Origin of the sequence: Pseudomonas cichorii (genome assembly GCF_015471405.1) — a bacterium.
Taxonomy (GTDB): domain Bacteria; phylum Pseudomonadota; class Gammaproteobacteria; order Pseudomonadales; family Pseudomonadaceae; genus Aquipseudomonas; species Aquipseudomonas serbiensis.
Genome location: NZ_BLVZ01000015.1, coordinates 18,605 through 35,525, shown reverse-complemented (window position 1 = coordinate 35,525; position 16,921 = coordinate 18,605). Strand labels below are relative to the sequence as shown.

Annotated in this window: 23 protein-coding genes; 14 read left to right on the top strand and 9 right to left on the bottom strand. The window is 57.9% G+C overall.

Features of this window, described 5'->3' with window-relative positions; translation table 11 throughout:
• Nucleotides 1–3: 3 nt before the first annotated feature.
• Nucleotides 4–606, top strand: a complete 603-nt coding sequence (locus tag JL015_RS21845; RefSeq protein WP_201019917.1) for a glutathione S-transferase family protein — start codon at nucleotides 4–6, stop codon at nucleotides 604–606.
• A gap of 22 nt (nucleotides 607–628) precedes the next feature.
• Complete coding sequence (locus JL015_RS21840) at nucleotides 629–1,015, top strand: lysozyme inhibitor LprI family protein (RefSeq protein ID WP_201019915.1); 387 nt, start codon at nucleotides 629–631, stop codon at nucleotides 1,013–1,015.
• Nucleotides 1,016–1,033: 18 nt separating this feature from the next.
• On the opposite strand, the gene JL015_RS21835 is transcribed toward JL015_RS21840, so the two are convergent.
• Nucleotides 1,034–1,405 (bottom strand): glutaredoxin family protein, encoded by a 372-nt coding sequence (locus JL015_RS21835; RefSeq protein WP_201006231.1) that lies wholly within the window; start codon nucleotides 1,403–1,405, stop codon nucleotides 1,034–1,036.
• A gap of 71 nt (nucleotides 1,406–1,476) precedes the next feature.
• Nucleotides 1,477–2,022, bottom strand: coding sequence for a GTP cyclohydrolase I FolE (gene folE / locus JL015_RS21830; protein ID WP_236124300.1), 546 nt, complete (start codon nucleotides 2,020–2,022; stop codon nucleotides 1,477–1,479).
• Nucleotides 2,023–2,257: 235 nt separating this feature from the next.
• On the opposite strand from folE, the gene JL015_RS21825 reads away from it, so the two are divergent.
• Complete coding sequence (locus JL015_RS21825; RefSeq protein WP_201006283.1) at nucleotides 2,258–2,449, top strand: hypothetical protein; 192 nt, start codon at nucleotides 2,258–2,260, stop codon at nucleotides 2,447–2,449.
• A gap of 39 nt (nucleotides 2,450–2,488) precedes the next feature.
• On the opposite strand, the gene JL015_RS21820 is transcribed toward JL015_RS21825, so the two are convergent.
• From JL015_RS21820 to JL015_RS21810, 3 genes are all read right to left on the bottom strand, one after another.
• The gene (locus tag JL015_RS21820) at nucleotides 2,489–3,046 is read right to left on the bottom strand and encodes a Smr/MutS family protein (RefSeq protein WP_201006233.1); all 558 of its coding nucleotides are present in this window, start codon (nucleotides 3,044–3,046) and stop codon (nucleotides 2,489–2,491) included.
• A 47-nt stretch (nucleotides 3,047–3,093) separates the two neighbouring features.
• On the bottom strand, nucleotides 3,094–3,414 hold the full coding sequence (locus JL015_RS21815) for a hypothetical protein (RefSeq protein WP_201019913.1): 321 nt from the start codon (nucleotides 3,412–3,414) through the stop codon (nucleotides 3,094–3,096).
• Nucleotides 3,415–3,548: 134 nt separating this feature from the next.
• Nucleotides 3,549–4,139: a cysteine hydrolase family protein gene (locus tag JL015_RS21810; RefSeq protein WP_201006236.1), complete on the bottom strand. Its 591-nt coding sequence runs from the start codon at nucleotides 4,137–4,139 to the stop codon at nucleotides 3,549–3,551.
• Between the two features lie 200 nt (nucleotides 4,140–4,339).
• Between JL015_RS21810 and prmB the strand changes: the two genes are divergently transcribed.
• Nucleotides 4,340–5,248: a 50S ribosomal protein L3 N(5)-glutamine methyltransferase gene (gene prmB / locus JL015_RS21805; protein ID WP_201006238.1), complete on the top strand. Its 909-nt coding sequence runs from the start codon at nucleotides 4,340–4,342 to the stop codon at nucleotides 5,246–5,248.
• 37 nt (nucleotides 5,249–5,285) lie between these two features.
• On the opposite strand, the gene JL015_RS21800 is transcribed toward prmB, so the two are convergent.
• Entirely contained in the window at nucleotides 5,286–6,086 is an 801-nt protein-coding gene (locus tag JL015_RS21800; RefSeq protein WP_201006240.1) for a hypothetical protein, read from the bottom strand.
• 115 nt (nucleotides 6,087–6,201) lie between these two features.
• A complete protein-coding gene (locus tag JL015_RS21795; protein ID WP_201019911.1) occupies nucleotides 6,202–7,197 on the bottom strand; it encodes an alpha/beta hydrolase in 996 nt (331 codons plus the stop codon).
• A 143-nt stretch (nucleotides 7,198–7,340) separates the two neighbouring features.
• Here JL015_RS21795 and aroC point away from each other — a divergent pair, with 143 nt between their 5' ends.
• The 6 genes from aroC (at nucleotide 7,341) to JL015_RS21765 (ending at nucleotide 12,620) form a co-directional block, all read left to right on the top strand.
• Nucleotides 7,341–8,432, top strand: coding sequence for a chorismate synthase (gene aroC / locus JL015_RS21790; protein ID WP_201019910.1), 1,092 nt, complete (start codon nucleotides 7,341–7,343; stop codon nucleotides 8,430–8,432).
• Between the two features lie 40 nt (nucleotides 8,433–8,472).
• Complete coding sequence (locus JL015_RS21785; protein WP_236250253.1) at nucleotides 8,473–9,636, top strand: MFS transporter; 1,164 nt, start codon at nucleotides 8,473–8,475, stop codon at nucleotides 9,634–9,636.
• A complete protein-coding gene (locus JL015_RS21780) occupies nucleotides 9,633–10,247 on the top strand; it encodes a methylthioribulose 1-phosphate dehydratase (protein ID WP_201019908.1) in 615 nt (204 codons plus the stop codon). The genes JL015_RS21785 and JL015_RS21780 overlap by 4 nt, the downstream gene beginning before the upstream one ends.
• 80 nt (nucleotides 10,248–10,327) lie before the next feature.
• The gene (locus JL015_RS21775; RefSeq protein WP_201019907.1) at nucleotides 10,328–10,873 is read left to right on the top strand and encodes a 1,2-dihydroxy-3-keto-5-methylthiopentene dioxygenase; all 546 of its coding nucleotides are present in this window, start codon (nucleotides 10,328–10,330) and stop codon (nucleotides 10,871–10,873) included.
• 67 nt (nucleotides 10,874–10,940) lie between these two features.
• Entirely contained in the window at nucleotides 10,941–11,615 is a 675-nt protein-coding gene (mtnC, locus tag JL015_RS21770; RefSeq protein ID WP_201019905.1) for an acireductone synthase, read from the top strand.
• A gap of 282 nt (nucleotides 11,616–11,897) precedes the next feature.
• Nucleotides 11,898–12,620, top strand: a complete 723-nt coding sequence (locus JL015_RS21765) for a helix-turn-helix domain-containing protein (protein ID WP_201006250.1) — start codon at nucleotides 11,898–11,900, stop codon at nucleotides 12,618–12,620.
• 96 nt (nucleotides 12,621–12,716) lie between these two features.
• Here JL015_RS21765 and JL015_RS21760 read toward each other — a convergent pair whose 3' ends face one another.
• The gene (locus tag JL015_RS21760; RefSeq protein WP_201006251.1) at nucleotides 12,717–12,995 is read right to left on the bottom strand and encodes a DUF3509 domain-containing protein; all 279 of its coding nucleotides are present in this window, start codon (nucleotides 12,993–12,995) and stop codon (nucleotides 12,717–12,719) included.
• A 331-nt stretch (nucleotides 12,996–13,326) separates the two neighbouring features.
• Between JL015_RS21760 and JL015_RS21755 the strand changes: the two genes are divergently transcribed.
• Together JL015_RS21755 and JL015_RS21750 are read left to right on the top strand one after the other, a co-directional pair.
• Entirely contained in the window at nucleotides 13,327–13,857 is a 531-nt protein-coding gene (locus tag JL015_RS21755; protein ID WP_201019904.1) for an ankyrin repeat domain-containing protein, read from the top strand.
• Between the two features lie 88 nt (nucleotides 13,858–13,945).
• Nucleotides 13,946–14,470, top strand: a complete 525-nt coding sequence (locus JL015_RS21750; protein ID WP_201019902.1) for a hypothetical protein — start codon at nucleotides 13,946–13,948, stop codon at nucleotides 14,468–14,470.
• Here JL015_RS21750 and JL015_RS21745 read toward each other — a convergent pair.
• Complete coding sequence (locus JL015_RS21745) at nucleotides 14,467–15,393, bottom strand: ZIP family metal transporter (RefSeq protein WP_201006254.1); 927 nt, start codon at nucleotides 15,391–15,393, stop codon at nucleotides 14,467–14,469. The genes JL015_RS21750 and JL015_RS21745 overlap by 4 nt on opposite strands.
• A 138-nt stretch (nucleotides 15,394–15,531) precedes the next feature.
• On the opposite strand from JL015_RS21745, the gene JL015_RS21740 reads away from it, so the two are divergent.
• Both JL015_RS21740 and speE read left to right on the top strand, forming a co-directional pair.
• A complete protein-coding gene (locus JL015_RS21740) occupies nucleotides 15,532–15,723 on the top strand; it encodes a PLDc N-terminal domain-containing protein (protein ID WP_201006255.1) in 192 nt (63 codons plus the stop codon).
• 159 nt (nucleotides 15,724–15,882) lie between these two features.
• Nucleotides 15,883–16,743, top strand: coding sequence for a polyamine aminopropyltransferase (speE, locus tag JL015_RS21735; RefSeq protein ID WP_201019901.1), 861 nt, complete (start codon nucleotides 15,883–15,885; stop codon nucleotides 16,741–16,743).
• The last annotated feature ends 178 nt before the right edge of the window (nucleotides 16,744–16,921 follow it).

The window sequence follows — 16,921 nt, the reverse complement described above, 5'->3', positions numbered from 1 at the left end:
GCGATGTACAAGGTTTACGGCGATTACAACTCAGGCAATTGCTACAAGGTCAAACTGATGCTCAGCCTGCTGGGCTGCGAGTACCAGTGGGTGCCTGTCGATATTCTCAATGGCGAAACCCAGACCCCGGCGTTCCTTGAAAAGAACCCCAATGGCAAGATTCCGGTGCTGGAACTCAGTGACGGCACCTGCCTGTGGGAGTCCAATGCGATTCTCAATTTCCTGGCCGATGGCAGTGCCTACCTGCCCACTGAGCCTCGGCTGCGTACGCAAGTGCTGCAATGGCAGTTCTTCGAGCAGTACAGTCATGAGCCTGCGATCGCGGTGGCACGGTTTATCCAGTTCTATCTGGGTCTGCCTGAAGAGCGTCTGGCCGAGTACCGTGCATTGCAGAAGTCTGGCTATCGTGCCCTTGCAGTGATGGAGCAGCAGCTCAAGCGCACGCCGTTCCTGGTGGGCGACAGTTTTTCCATCGCCGATATCGCTCTCTACGCCTATACCCACGTTGCCCATCAGGGCGGTTTTGACCTGACCCCATATCCTGGCATTCAACAATGGCTGGAACGGGTCAAGGAGCGGCCCGGTTATGTAGGCATGCTGGATTGATCGAAAGAGAGAGGAGCGTTTCGTGAGGTATTCCATCGTCGCTCTGGCAGCCGTCATCGCTCTGGGCATTGGTTGTTCGGCGCAGGCCGAGGATTGCAATGCCAACCAGGCCAGCATGAATCAATGTGCCGGCAAGGACCTGGCTGCGCTCGATACTGAATTGAACAGGCAGTACAAGGCGCAGATGAGCTGGCTGAAAGATCCCGCCAGGAAGCAGGCGCTCAAGGACGCACAGATAAAGTGGATCGCCTTCCGTGATGCCGACTGCCTGTATCGCGTGGGCAAGGCGGAGGATTCGGGTTCGATCTGGCCTTTGCTGCAATCACAGTGTCTGGCCGAGCATACCCGCGTGCGGGTCAAGGAGTTGAAGGCGTATGTGGCGTGTCGCGAGGATGGCTGCCCGCGTTGATGCAGGCAGCCCACAGGTTCAGACAGTGCTGAAGCGCTGATCCAGGTACTCGATGATGGCCTTGGACTCGTAGAGCCAGGTGGTCTTGTCGCCTTCCTGGATGCGCAGGCAAGGCACCTTGATCCTGCCGCCTTCGTTGAGCAGCGTCTGGCGATCATTCTCGTTGTTCTTGGCGTCCCGCAGGGCGACCGGAACATTGAGGCGGCGCAGGGTGCGGCGAGTCTTCACGCAGAACGGGCAGGCATGGAACTGGTACAGGGCCAGATCTCTGGCCGCTTGATCGACGGCAGCCTGAGCCTGAGGTTCGCGTTTCTTCCTGGCCGGGCGGGTCAGGAAGTCGGCGAAGATGACGAGCTGGCCAAGGCCAACCCTGAGGGCTTTCATGAACACGGTCAAACCTCTTGCGGGGCACGCATTGAAAGGGCGGGCCCGCGCCAACAGGCGGCGCAGGCTGCTGCGCCTTACTTGATAAGGCTGAGGAATTCGCTGCGGGTCGCTGCGTTTTCACGGAATTCGCCGAGCATCACCGAAGTGATCATCGAGGAATTCTGTTTTTCCACGCCGCGCATCATCATGCACATGTGCTGGGCTTCGATGACCACTGCAACGCCCAGGGCGCCGGTCACCTGCTGGATGGCTTCGGCGATCTGGCGGCTCAGGTTTTCCTGAATCTGCAGGCGACGGGCGAACATGTCGACGATACGCGCCACTTTCGACAGGCCCAATACCTTGCCATTGGGGATGTAGGCTACATGGGCCTTGCCAATGAACGGCAGCAGATGGTGCTCGCACAGCGAATACAGCTCGATGTCCCTGACCATCACCATCTCGCTGGCGTCGGAGCTGAATAGAGCACCGTTGGTCACTTCTTCGAGAGACTGTTCATAACCGCGACACAGGTACTGCATGGCTTTGGCTGCACGCTTTGGCGTGTCCAGCAGGCCTTCGCGCGAAACATCTTCGCCCAACTGACTCAATATGGCGGTGTAATTCTGTTCCAGTGTCACAGGAGTGTGTTTCCGTGTGGGTTTCGATAAACGCGAGGGGCATGGCCCTCGCCAAAGTCGCACATAATAACTTACACATGCGAACAGGTGTATGGCCACTGCACAAATCGGCATGTGAAGTCTGTTTGTATCGCTTTTATTACGCTTTGGCTACCCGATTGCTACCGACTTCCATCGCTGGCTGCGGTCATAGGGAGCAGTAGTCAATCACTGCTTCATGAGAGAGTAAATTCGGATGTTGAGTCGAGTAGCAAAAATAGCGATGGTGATCGTTGTCCTGACTTCGGTTTCCGGCTGCTGGCCGTTCTGGCCCGGCCCTGGTGGTCACGGCGGTGGCGGAGGCGGCGGTCATCATCAGGGTGGTGGCGGCCCCGGTGGTCCGGGCGGTCCTGGTCCGGGTTTTGGTCCTGGTGGCGGTCCTCGCTGACAACGCGGGTCGGGCAGCGTCAAGGCTGCCCGGCCTTCATCACTCGTCGCGACCTTCCATCATGGTGCGCTTGAGCATGACGTAAACCGCGCCAGCGCCGCCATGTTTGGCCAGGCATGAGCAAAAGCCCAGCACTTGCGGGTGCTGGCGCAGCCAGGTGTTGACGTGGCTCTTGATCATCGGGCGCTTGCCGTCCAGGCGAACAGCCTTGCCATGAGTGACACGCACGCAGCGGATTTCCAGCTTTGTGGCTTCGGCGAGAAATTCCCACAGGGTTTCCCTGGCCACTTCCACGCTCATGCCGTGCAGGTCCAGGCTGCCCTCGAAACTGATCTGGCCAAGCTTGAGCTTGCGCATCTGGCCTTCCTGCACGCCATCGCGAGCCCAGCTCAATACATCTTCCGGGCCGACATCGATCACGAACTGGTCGGACAGCCCGTCGACCGTGACCGAATCGGTACGCACCGTGGCGGACTGACGTAGCTTTGCCAGCAGTTTGCGGTCGGTCTTGGGTTTGCCGACGTCGGCGTGCTCGTGCTTGATGGGCTTGACGCCGCGCGTCTCGTTTCTGAACAGGGAAAAATCGTCGTCTTGCATGGGGGCCTCCGCGAAGGAAGCTAGTTTAACCCTGTCGAGCGGCAGGGTCAGTCGTGTTTTTTCATCAGGTGCGCAGACATGCTCAACCCTTTCGCACGGCGTTGACGTCGGCGGCAGCGGCGCCACAGCCAGATGCCCAGGTACAGCACCAGAAGCCCGATGCCGGCAATCACGGCAGCACCTGCCGGGGTTGCATCGAGATCGCCGAGCGCCTGGGGATGGCCGATCAGGCCGGATGCACCCGCCATTGTCAGCAGTACGCCCAGGGTCACCAGCAAGGTGGCAAACGCGGTACCCAGACGCATGCGCCAATTGCCCGGCTCTTTGGAGCGCAAGCGACGGGCATCGAAACCGCCGGATATTTTCATGCCGATTTCCTCAGTGGTTATCGGCGCTATGACCCGAATGAAGTGGGGTTGTTCCCGGTTTCCATGGGCGAGGGGGAGTAAAGGGATGGGCGGTTATGTGAGAGGGTTCACACAACCACACAGGCCGCCTGTCGTCAGATCAGGTCTTTGGTCAGTGCCAGCGTGGCGAAGTTGTCCGCCATGATCGCCATTTCCGTGCGGTGTACGTCATGAGCGCTGACGTCGCCGTTGGGGCCGGGCAGATTGCGGGTGGCGCAGGCATCGTCAACCAGGGTGACGCGATAGCCATAATCCTTGGTCGCACGCACGGTGGTGCTGATGCTCGAATGGCTCATGAAGCCGCAGATGATCAGGTCCAGATGACCCAGGCTTTGCAGCAGCTCATGCAGGCCGGTGCCGTTGAATGCGTTGGGCAGGCGTTTCTCGACCAGATGTTCATCACCTTGAGGTACCAGCTCCGGGACCAGCTGGCCACGTTCGCCTTGCGGGTCGAACAGGCCGCCCACGGTGCCAAGGTGGCGTACATGCACGATAGGGCATTTTACGGCGCGGGCTTTGGCCACCAGTTGACCGATATTGTCCAGGGCTTCATGGATGCCTGTCAGCGCCAGAGGACCGCTGAGGTACTCTTTCTGGGCGTCGATGATAATCAGTGTGGCATTGCTCAAGTTGGCCGCTGCATGAACGCGGCCACTGAGTTGAAACATGGTCTTTAAAGATGACATCCAGAGGGCTCCTTCGGGTGGGGCTTTTGCGACATTCTCCTCTGGCTGAGCGCTTCTGTGAATCTCAACAATCACAAGCCCCGGTTTTATTGGGCTGCAGGGCATTTTGCCGCGGCAGTTGGTGGCGGTTTGCCTTGATGAAGGGCGGTTAATGGTGGAAACTTCCGGGTCTGCCAGATAGTTTCCCCAGGAGTTTGTCCATGATCACTTCTCGTTTGCGCACCGTGCGTGACCATATCCGTTGGGCCGTCAGCCGCTTTCACGAGGAAGATGTATTTTTCGGACACGGCACCGACAATGCCTGGGATGAAGCGCGGCAACTGGTGCTCGGTGCTCTGCATCTGCCTTGGGAAATTGCCGACAGCTATCTGGACTGCCGCCTGGAAGTCGATGAAATCTCTGAATTGCAGCGCCTGATCAAGCGTCGCATCGATGATCGCGTTCCTACGCCTTACCTGCTGGGAGAAGCCTGGTTCTGCGGCATGTCCTTTATTGTCGATGACCGCGTATTGATTCCCCGCTCACCGATTGCCGAACTGATCGAAGACCGCTTTGCACCCTGGCTCGCCAATGAACCCGCCCGCATTCTGGACCTGTGCACCGGTTCCGGTTGCATTGGCATTGCCTGCGCCGACGAGTTCCGGGACGCCGAAGTGGTATTGGCCGACCTGTCGTTCGAGGCCCTTGAAGTGGCTAACCAGAACATCGAGCGCCATGGTGTGGAAGATCGCGTCTATACCGTGCAGGGCGATGGTTTCGATGGCCTGCCGGGGCAGCGTTTCGATCTGATCGTGTCCAACCCGCCGTATGTCGATGCCGAAGACTTTGCCGACATGCCCGATGAGTACCAGCATGAGCCGGAACTGGCGCTGGCCTGCGGTAACGACGGCCTGAATCTGGTGCGCCGCATGCTGAGCCAGGCGGCCGATCACCTGACCGAGAAAGGGTTGTTGATTGTCGAAGTGGGCAACAGCCAGGTTCATGTCCAGGCGCTTTACCCGGAAGTGGATTTCGCCTGGCTGGACTTCCAGCGCGGTGGGCATGGCGTGTTCATGCTGACTGCCGAACAGTGTCGCGAGCATCAGGCGCTGTTCGATTCCAGGATTTGAGGCCGTTGTGAGCGGGGTTTCAGACCCCGCTCACAAGCTAGCGATGTGTCGCAATCCAGATCAGCAATCCCGCCTGAAACACTGCAAAGGTCACCAGGCAAGCGATGGTAAAGCGCAGGCTGCTGTCTTCGCGCTTGTACTTGCTCACCCGGTCTTCATGAGCACGAATCACGACTTCCTGTTCGGTCAGGTTCTGCTCGGCCTTTTCCAGCATCTGTGATGCTTCGAGGATCTCGATGATCCGCACCTTGTCGTTGTTCCAGGTGCTGTGCAGGTTGCCGACGTGAACATCCTTGATGCTGCCTTTCATATGCTGCGCATCGGCATAGATGACTTCAAAGCCCAGCGTGCGCAGGAAGTGATCGCGGCGCAGGCGGGTGTCTTCGTTCAGGCCGTCCTTGCTCGCCAGCGGGACGCCTTCAATCTTGTAGGATGACCATTTCTTTTGTGCCCAGTGAACCGCGTGGGCAATCAGGAAGCGCCCAAGACCACGGTTCCAGGGTTCTATCTGCAACCCTGATTCGGGGCCAAAGCGCACCATATGTTTCTGGTGATCGACCCACACGTCCAGATTGTTCTGTTCCTTGCGCACCCGTTGCCCCGGCAACTGGATATTGATGCGCAGCAGGCTCAGTTCCTTGCTGTGGCGCTCGGCTCGTCCGAATTGCACGAAACGCAGCGGCCGTCCGCCGGTTGCGCGGTCGGTTGGCAGCGGCGAAAGGCGAAGCATCTGAAAGCTTTCGGGCACCACATCTTCCCAAGGCTGTGGCGGCAGGGCCTCGGCTTCTGGCTTTTCTGGGGCTTCGGCTTTTTCGGTCACGGTAGTTGTGTCAGTCATTAACGATGATCCTGTCCATGGCCTTGTGCAGCAAACACAATGCCAGCACATCCCTATCGGCCGGTTTTCCCAAGTCTGAAGGGGTTTGCGGCTTTGTTGACGTCAAATCTTTCGCTCAAGCAGGTGGCAATGCACCGATAAAGCGCAAGATGTGCGCTGAAAGCTCGCTCGCCAGTGGCAATGTCGGGTTTCTGTAGGATTGCAGTTGCTTATCCAGGTCGTCGGGGACGATGCGCAGTACGTGATTCATGCCGTCGATCAGCGCAAGTTCGGCATCTGGCCGGGCTTTTTTCAGGATCAAGGCGTCATTGATGCTGACCTGAATATCGTTGCGCCCCTGGATAATCAGCGCAGGCATCTGCAACTTGCCGAACGCGACGGCCGGGTCCTGACGAAACAGCGAGATCAGATAAGGCTGGACGCTGGGCCGGAACACGACCTCCAGGTCGGCAGGCACCTTATCGTCGGTCTTGCCGGCCTTGAGTTCATCAAGCAGCTGATTGCTGCGCTGCAACAGCTCTGGAGGCAGGCGTTCGCGAAATTGTTCACGCAGCACCTGATCCACCGGGCGACCCGTGCCCGCGACGGAAATCACGGCACGTGCCCCGGCCTTTTCCGCAGCCAGTGACGCCACCAGCGCCCCTTCGCTATGCCCCAGCAGAATCAGTGAGCCAAGTCGCGGGTTGGCCTTGAGCTTCTGGGCCCAGGCCTGTACGTCGGCGACATAGCCTTCAACGCTCAGGTTGCGTTCGTCCGGGGTTGCGGCCTTGCTGGCCGCGACGCCGCGTTTGTCGTAGCGCACGCTGGCAATATTGTTCTTGGCCAGGATTATGGCCAGACGCTTCATGCTGTCGTTGCGTCCGCCTTCCGGGTTGTTGCCGTCGCGGTCGGTGGGGCCTGAGCCGGCAATGATCAACACCACGGGCACCGGTTTTGTGGATTGCGGGAGCAGAAGGGTGCCGAACAGTTTTCCGTTTTCCGTATCCACGCTGATCGGGCGCTGCACGATGGCGGGGGATGCAGCGTTGGCTACGCCAGCCAGCATGCACAGTGTCAGGGCCAGCATGCGCAGGGCGTTCAGGGCTCGAATCGGGGAAATGCCAGGTAGCATCGCAAGGCCATCATTGGTTCAGGTTTCGCTTTGACGCGCGCCGTTGCATAAGGTTCGAGGATGAACTGCGCGGCCAGCCTGCGTATACTGGCGCGCTTGATTGAATTGATCTGGTTTTTTGGCTGATTTCTCGGAGCGCCCGCATGTCCGGCAACACTTTCGGCAAGCTGTTCACTGTCACCACCGCCGGCGAAAGCCATGGCCCGGCGTTGGTCGCTATCGTCGACGGCTGCCCGCCGGGGTTCGAGCTGTCCCTGGAAGACCTGCAACGTGACCTGGACCGGCGCAAGCCCGGTACCAGTCGCCACACGACCCAGCGTCAGGAAGCCGATGAGGTCGAGATCCTTTCAGGCGTGTTCGAGGGCAAGACCACGGGCGCTTCCATCGGCCTGCTGATCCGCAACACCGACCAGAAGTCCAAGGATTACTCGGCGATCAAGGACTTGTTCCGTCCGGCTCATGCCGACTACACCTACCATCACAAATACGGCATCCGCGACTATCGCGGTGGCGGTCGCAGCTCGGCGCGTGAAACCGCCATGCGTGTGGCGGCTGGTGCCATCGCCAAGAAGTACCTGGCGACCCAGGGCATTGTCATCCGTGGCTACATGAGCCAGCTTGGCCCGATCCAGATCCCGTTCAAGACCTGGGACTCGGTCGAGGAAAACGCCTTTTTCTGCCCGGACCCGGACAAGGTGCCGGAGCTTGAGGCCTACATGGACCAGTTGCGTCGCGACCAGGATTCAGTGGGTGCCAGGATCACTGTGGTGGCTGAAGGCGTGAAGCCGGGCCTGGGCGAACCGATCTTTGATCGCCTGGACGCTGAACTGGCCCATGCACTGATGAGCATCAATGCCGTCAAGGGCGTGGAAATCGGTGCGGGCTTCGACTGTGTCGCCCAGCGCGGCACCGAACATCGAGACGAGCTGACGCCGGAAGGTTTCCTGTCCAATCAGGCGGGTGGCATCCTGGGCGGCATTTCGTCCGGCCAGCCGATCGTTGCGCATCTGGCGCTCAAGCCGACTTCCAGCATCACTACGCCGGGACGCTCCATCGATGTCGATGGCAACCCGGTGGAAGTCATCACCAAAGGCCGTCACGACCCTTGCGTCGGCATTCGCGCCACGCCTATCGCCGAAGCGATGATGGCTATCGTGTTGCTGGATCATCTGTTGCGTCATCGTGGACAAAACGCCGACGTCAGCGTCAATACGCCTGTATTGGGGCAGCTGTAATGAATGGCGCTGCTACGGTCGTTGATCATGGATGACTGACGTGGCGCCACTGCCTGCCGGACAGCTTCCCTATTGGAGGCTCTCCGGGTTCTACATCTTCTACTTCGCTCTGCTGGGGTCGGCCGCCCCCTATCTGGCTCTGTATTTCCATCATCTCGGGTTTTCCAGTGCGCGGATTGGCGAACTGGTCGCGATCCCGATGCTGACGCGCTGTATCGCTCCCAATCTGTGGGGGTGGCTGGGTGACTATACGGGGCAGCGGCTGTTGATCGTACGCCTGGGGGCGCTTTGCACCTTGCTGGCGTTTTCCCTGATTCTGGTCGACAAGAGCTACGCCTGGCTGGCCATGGTCATGGTGCTGTATTCATTCTTCTGGCATGCCATCCTGCCGCAATTCGAAGTCATCACCCTGGCGCACCTGCGCGACCAGACCTGGCGCTACAGTCAGATCCGGGTCTGGGGTTCGGTTGGCTTTATCCTCGCGGTCGTAGCGCTTGGGGGCGTGTTCGAGTTTTTCAGCCTGGACCTGTTTCCCCATATGCTGCTGATCGTCATGGCCGGTATCGCGATCAGCAGTTGGTGGGTGCCCAATGCACAGCCGATGACTTCTGCGCAGCCACTGGATGCTGGCGGTTTTCTCAGGCAACTGACGCGCCCCAGTGTGCTGGTCTTTTATGTTTGCGTGGCCTTGATGCAGCTCAGCCATGGGCCGTACTACACCTTCCTGACCTTGCATCTGGAGCAGTTGGGCTACAGTCGCGGTGTGATTGGCATGCTCTGGGCCGTGGGTGTCGTGGCCGAGGTACTGATGTTCATGGGCATGAGCCGCATATTGCAGCGCCTTTCCGTGCGTCAGGTACTGATGGCGAGTTTTCTGCTGGCGTCGCTGCGCTGGTTATTGCTGGGAGGTCTTGCCGAGCATTTGCTGGCGTTGCTCGTGATTCAGCTCATGCACGCTGCGACCTTCGGCAGTTTTCACGCGGCTGCCATTCATTTCGTGCAACGTAGCTTCGGTTCACGCCAGCAAGGGCAGGGGCAGGCCTTATATGCCGCCTTGTCTGGAGTGGGAGGCGCGTTGGGTGCGTTGTACTCCGGTTATAGCTGGAATGCGCTCGGGCCGTTCTGGACATTTGCCATCGCCAGCCTTGCGGCATTGGCGGCAGCCGTCATGATTGCTACATCAAAGAAAGAGGAGGGTGTATGACCCGCGAACAACTCAGCCTGGAAATCATCGAAGCCGGGCGGTTTCTGTATGGACGTGGCTGGTCGCCCGCCACCAGTAGCAACTATTCCGTACGCCTGTCCGCCACCGAAGCACTGTTGACGGTGTCCGGCAAGCACAAGGGCCAGTTGGGTATGGACGATGTGCTGGCCACCGATCTGTCGGGTAACAGCCTTGAGCCCGGCAAGAAGCCTTCTGCCGAAACCCTGTTGCACACCCAGCTTTACAGCTGCAAGCCTGAAGTGGGCGCGGTGTTGCATACGCACTCGGTCAATGCGACCGTCCTGTCACGGCTGACCGACGCCGATCATCTGGTGTTCGAGGATTACGAGCTGCAAAAGGCTTTCGCTGGCGTGGTCACCCATGAATCCCGGGTGGTGGTGCCGATCTTCGATAACGATCAGGATATTGCTCGCCTGGCCTCAAAGGTGCAGCCTTGGCTGGACGCTCACCCCGACTGTGCCGGCTACCTGATTCGCGGGCACGGCTTATATACCTGGGGTGCGAAGATGAATGATGCGCTGCGTCAGATCGAAGCGTTCGAGTTTCTGTTCGAGTGCGAGCTGAAAACCCGTACGGTCCTGAATCGTTGACCTTTAACCGTTAATCAGGGAACCCAGCCTGAACGGCCTGTAAAAGCCGGGGGCCTGTTTCCAGCCGAGGAATTTACATCATGAGCTGCCTGTCCGTTTACCACGTATCCAGCCCTGAAGTGCCCAACAAGGTTCTGACCAACCTGGAAGATATCGCTTCGACCCTGGCCGAGCACGGCGTTGCGTTCGATCGTTGGCAGGCGGCTGCGCCGATTACGCCGGGCGCCAGCCAGGAAGAAGTGATCAGTGCCTATCGCACGCAGATCGACAGGCTCATGACCGAGCGCGGTTATATCACCGTCGATGTGGTCAGCCTCAACAGCGATCACCCGCAGAAGGCCGAACTGCGCGCCAAGTTCCTTGAAGAACACCGCCACGGCGAAGACGAAGTACGTTTCTTTGTCGCCGGGCGTGGCCTGTTCACGCTGCATATCGATGATTACGTGTATGCCGTGCTGTGCGAAAAAAACGACCTGATCTCGGTACCCGCCGGAACCCGGCACTGGTTCGACATGGGCGAAAACCCGCACTTCGTCGCCATTCGCCTGTTCAACAACCCGGAAGGCTGGGTGGCGAATTTCACCGGTGAAGATATCGCCGGTCGTTTTCCACGGCTGGATGATTGATAAATGACGCATTGAGGAGCGCGCTTGCTCGCGTCCTCAATGGCTCAACACTAGGAGCCTATCCCTGATGCCCATCAAAGTTATCCTCACGGATATCGAAGGCACGACCAGTGCTGTAAGTTTCGTGTTCGATGTGCTGTTCCCGTTTGCAGCAAAACATTTACCCGATTTTGTCCGCCAGCAGTCGGATACACCTTCGGTAGCCGCTCAATTGCAGGCTGTCCGCCAGGAAAGCAACGAACCTGATGCCGATGTAGAGCGGGTGATCGACATTCTTCTCGACTGGATTGCCCAAGACCGCAAGGCCACACCCCTCAAGGCCTTGCAAGGCATGGTCTGGGAACAGGGCTATAACGCCGGGCAACTCAAGGGTCATGTCTACCCGGATGCGGTCGAAGCGCTCAAGCGCTGGCATCAGGAGGGTTATAAACTTTATGTTTATTCTTCCGGCTCGATTCAGGCTCAGAAACTGATTTTCGGCTGTTCGGAGGCGGGCGATCTGTCCGGCCTGTTCAGTGGCTATTTCGACACCACGTCCGGCCCCAAGCGCGAAGAGCAATCCTATCGCACCATCACCGCCAGCATCGGCTGCCCGGCAGAGGAGATCCTGTTTCTGTCGGACATCGTCGAAGAACTCGATGCCGCCCAGGCTGCGGGTATGGCGACATGCGGGCTGGTACGCGCTGGCGGTGAGCTGCCGGGGCATGAGTCAGTGGCCAGCTTTGCCATGATTGCCCCGTAGGAACTAATTCATTCGCGAAGACGGTATTCCAGACGATGCATTTTCTCTGGATGTACCGTCTTCTCGCGAATGAGTTCGCTCCTATGGTCATCATTCCTTCCTTATCTGTAATCCCGATCTTGCTTTCAGGTAGGCCCGTGCCTGTCTTTTTGTGCATAAATCCTGTTTGTTTTACCCCTCGTTTTTAAACGCAATTATTCGTGTAAGTTCTGGCGGCCATTCCCCCTGATTAATCAAAAAACAGCTGTGCATTAGAGAGGGGGCGCAATAGGAGCGGCAGCGATGTGCAGTGCCAGGACAGTAAATACAACGATGGGTTTATTGATACAGCAGATGGTCAGTAGCATTACCGAGGACGATGGCCAGGTGGCTATCGCAAATGCACTTCAGTGGCTCAGGCATGAATGCCGCTGTGAGCGAGCGATGTTCTACCAGTTCAAGGGCTCGTTATTGCTGACGTTCATCACTTCCAATGTCGATGATACCTGGGGAGATATCTATCGAAACCGCCGCATGCTGACGGAAGATCCGGTTATCCGTTGTTATCGCAATGCGCTGGGTTTTCTAGACTGGCGAGAGGCGTTCAAACAGTATCAGGCCCCTGATTGCTATAGCGCAGCGGTTGATGCCTGCCAATTGATGCCAGCCTTGTCCTACGCTTACTCCAGCCATTGCCGAGGTGTCAGTGGCGTGACGTCGGTGTGTACGTTGAGTGCGATGCAGCGGGGTACTACAACCGAGGACCGGTACTTGCTGAGCAGTCTGGTGCCGGTGTTGCATATGGTCGGCAGGGGAACCCGGTTTCGATCCCATGGTTTGACCGGCAAGGAACTGGAAATCCTGCAATGGGCGCGCGATGGCAAGACCGCCTGGGAAATTGCCTTGATCCGCGAAGTGTCCGAGGCCACGATCAAGTATCACTTCAAGATGATCTACAGCAAGCTGGGGGTTGCCAACCGCGCTCAGGCGGTAGGGGAGGCCCTGTGCCGTGGCTTGATCAAATGAGACAGGCAAAAAAAACCGCGAAAGCAAGAATGTTTCGCGGATAACAAGGGAGGAGGTGGCCGCCGACAGCAGTCGGCGGCAGGGTGATACGGTCTGTCAGCGGGTATGGTAAGTCGGCAAGTCAAAACGGTGCTGGCTTTGCAGCATCGAGATTGCGGGTAATTCACTGGCTTGTGCTGCCAGGTCACGGCGAATGGCGCTGATGACCCACTCAAGCTGAACCGGTGTATGCAACTGGGCATAGGAGATGGAGCGTCGAATCTGTTTGCCTTCGTTATCGCGCAGAGACAAGAGCACACCACCGTCCGGGCGAGGCTGGGCAGTAACGGTATAGCTGGAGAATACGGAAGCGAATTTTTCTTGGATAAAAGACATGTCTAGCGGCTCCATTGCTCATGGGATAACAAGCTTGTGAGTACTATTGCAGTGTCCATGCCATGGTTTGGTATTTATTAAATTCCTTTAAAATCAATATCTTGTAAATATTACGGTTTTCATGCTTCGTGCAATTTGCATGAATGGCCATCGGGCATCCTGCATTTTGCTGGTTGCCGACGAAGCCTCTCGCCGTGCAAGAGCACGCGCAATATTTTCCTATCGGGCATATAGCTTGACCCAAAGGGCACGGCTGGCAAGACTTGCGGTCATTGTATCGAGTGCCGCAAGTGATATCGGGTTCTCGTAACCTTGCGCCAGGGAGTGACACATGACTGATTCAAACACCAATACCCCGAAAACCATGACCCATGACGAAGCTGCCGAGTTCGCCGAGCAGGTGTTCGAGGTCGCTCGACAGGGCGATGCGCAGATGCTGGGCCGGCTGCTGGAAAAAGGCCTGCCTGCCAATCTGCGCAATCACAAGGGCGATACATTGCTGATGCTCGCCAGTTATTACGGTCAGCAGGATGCCGTGCGTGTATTGCTCGATCACAAGGCTGATCCGGAAATCCGTAACGACAATGGCCAGAGCCCGATTGCCGGTGCCGCGTTCAAGGGGGATCTGGCGGTCGTCAAACTCCTGGTCGAGTCTGGCGCGGACGTGGAGGGCGCTTCGGCAGACGGTCGGACAGCGTTGATGATGGCGGCGATGTTCAATCGCACTGAAATCGTCGACTACCTGATCGGCAAGGGTGCCAACCCCCATGCCCGCGATGCCAAGGGCGTCAATGCACTGGGTGCTGCTCAGGCAATGGGGGCGACAGAAACCGCCGGGCAGTTGAGCAGGCTGGGCGTTTGAGGGCTCTGGTCCTGAATCGATAGAGGTGTGCAGCGTTTCCCGCTATCCTGCGCGCCTCGTTTTTTGCCTCTATCAGGATCGCCCCTTCATGAAAGACTCCCTCATTGAATTAATCAGCAAAATCAGTTCGGGCTGCATGGGGGAAGACGAGATTGCAGGCATCGCTGCCGAAGCCGCTCAGGCTTACGCGGACCCCGAGGCATTTCTGGTTTCCAACCCCGATATCAACTACGACGATACGTTTCCCATTCCCCTGGGTGAGTGGGTGGTAGTGGGCAGCCTGCCGGAAACCGTGTTGTTTCAGGCAGACACCTACATGGACCTGTTCGAGCAGATCGTCCAGTCGTTCGGCAAGGACGTCTCCTTCAATATCAAGCCCAGGCAACTGGCCAAGGTAGAAGCGCTGACTGCGCTCAACCGTATCCAGATCCAGCTGAGCAGCATGAACAAGGAAATGGGTGGCTATGTGCTCATGGATTTCAGTCAGCCGCTGGATGATGAGTTGCAGGCTGTATTGGTCTACGGCTGTGATGAGGCGCGAGTGCTTGAACTGGCCGCAGCTGCCGGCATCCATGCCGCGTCTTCATTGCAGGCACTTAAAGCCAATGCCTAACCCAGGGCGGTATCCAGAAACATCATCACCCCGAAGCCCAGCATCAAGCCCAGGGTTGCAGAGGTCTGGTGACCATTGCGGTGGGTTTCGGGTATGACTTCGTGTGAAACCACGAAAATCATGGCACCTGCCGCCAGACCCAGGCTCAGCGGGTAAGCAATCGCAAAGCCGCTGGAAATCCCCAGGCCAACCACTGAGCCCAGGGGCTCCATCAGGCCTGAACCAATCGCCACCAGCATGGCTTTGAACGCCGATAGGCCGGTTGCCCGCAACGCCAGGGCAATTGCCAGCCCTTCGGGAATATCCTGGATGGCAATGGCGGTGGTCAGGGGCAGGCCGACATTCATGTCGCCGCCGGCAAAACTGACACCAATGGCCATGCCTTCCGGCAGGTTGTGCAGGGTGATTGCCAGCACGAACAGCCAGACCCGGTTGATACGGTCGGCATTCGGCCCTTGTCGGCCTACGCTTTCGTGCTCATGGGGCGTGAATCGATCCAGCCCCAGCATCAGCAGCACGCCAAGCCCCAGCCCTGTCACCACGGTGGCGGCGGCGAGCGGGCCGTTGCCGGTGATGTCGCGCGCAGCGGCCAGCCCGGGCAGAATCAGCGAAAAGGAACTGGCTGCCAGCATCATTCCGGCGGCAAACCCGAGCATGATGTCCTGAGTCCGCTGGCTGATATTACGGAACGCGACAGCCATTACCGCACCCAGCGCCGTCGCCCCGAAGCCCGCCGTACCGCCGATCAAGGCGTAGGCCAGATTGCTCTGGTTGGTGCCGAAGAAGGCGTTATAAAGACTGGCGGCACCCAGGCCAATAACGATGACCAGCGCCAGAAGGAATCCCAGGCTTACCAACGGGCTGGTCTGGAGTTGAGCTGACCACGTTGCCCATAGCGTTCGGGGTTGCAAGGGTGTTTGCATGAAAGGCGACCTGTCTGAAAACAATGATTCAAAGGATAGCGGACTCAGTTTCCGAGCATGGAAATGTGCCGTTGGTTCAATGGGGCTGACTATTCTCTATGGAGTCATTATTTACACAGTCTGCACAGGAGCTACATCATGGGTTCAACTTTCAATAGCCTGATCGGCTTGATCATTCTGGCCCTGGATATCTGGGCCATCATCAACGTACTGAAAAGCAGCGTGAGCACCGGTATGAAAATCGTCTGGGTGCTGTTGATTCTACTGCTTCCGGTATTGGGGCTGATTATCTGGGCGATTGCCGGCCCACGCGGCAATGTCCGTATCTGAGGCAACCGGGCAGGAGCGAATGAATTCGCTCCTGCGCATGGACTCGTTTGCCGTTATGCAGTGATGAGGTTCGACCTGTCATCTTTCGCAACGTAGAATGCGCGCCTTTCTTGTGGGCGGTCGGCCGTCCTGTCATCAGTCTTTAGCGGGAGCTTACCCATGAGCGATTATCAGGAAACGTTGTACGAAGGCTATGGCCAGCGCTTTCGTATGGAAAAAATGCTGCATGAAGTCCGTACAGAGCATCAGCATCTGGTGATTTTCCAGAATCCGCGGATGGGGCGCGTAATGGCCCTCGATGGCGTAATCCAGACCACCGAAGCCGATGAATTCATCTACCACGAAATGCTGACCCACGTGCCGATCCTGGCTCATGGTGCTGCCAAGCGTGTGCTGATCATCGGTGGTGGCGACGGCGGCATGCTGCGTGAAGTCGCCAAGCACCTGAGCGTCGAGCACATCACCATGGTCGAGATCGACGCCACCGTAGTGGAAATGTGCAAGGAATTCCTGCCTGGCCACTCCAGCGGTGCTTTCGAGGATTCTCGTCTGAACCTGGTGATCGATGACGGCATGCGTTTCGTCGCGACCACCGAAGAGAAGTTCGACGTGATCATTTCCGACTCCACCGACCCGATCGGTCCGGGTGAAGTCCTGTTTTCGGAGAACTTCTATCAGGCCTGCCATCGCTGCCTGAACGAAAACGGCATCCTGGTCACTCAGAACGGCACGCCGTTCATGCAGTTGAGCGGTGTGCAGACCACGGCTGGTCGCATGAATGGCCTGTTCGCGGACTGGCATTTCTATCAGGCGGCAATCCCCACCTATATCGGTGGCGCAATGACCTTCGCCTGGGGCTCGACCAACACCACCTATCGCAAACTGCCGCTGGAAACCCTGCGCCAGCGCTTTGTCGGTAGCGGTATTGTTACTCGCTATTACAACCCGGAAATCCATATCGGTGCTTTCGCCTTGCCACAATACGTGCTGCAAGCCGTGAACAAACCCAGCAACGACTGAGGTTTTCTTCAGGCATGGGCATGACCTGAATCCTTGAAGGTCATGCCCGCGTGGCAAGGATTGCGGCACCGCTCACATCGGTTGCCTGCGACGCGCAACAAATTTTTCACACCCTTTTGTCGAAAATGGCGCGCGATTATTCAGTGCCACGCTCTGATAAGCGCTAAAAACACGGCAA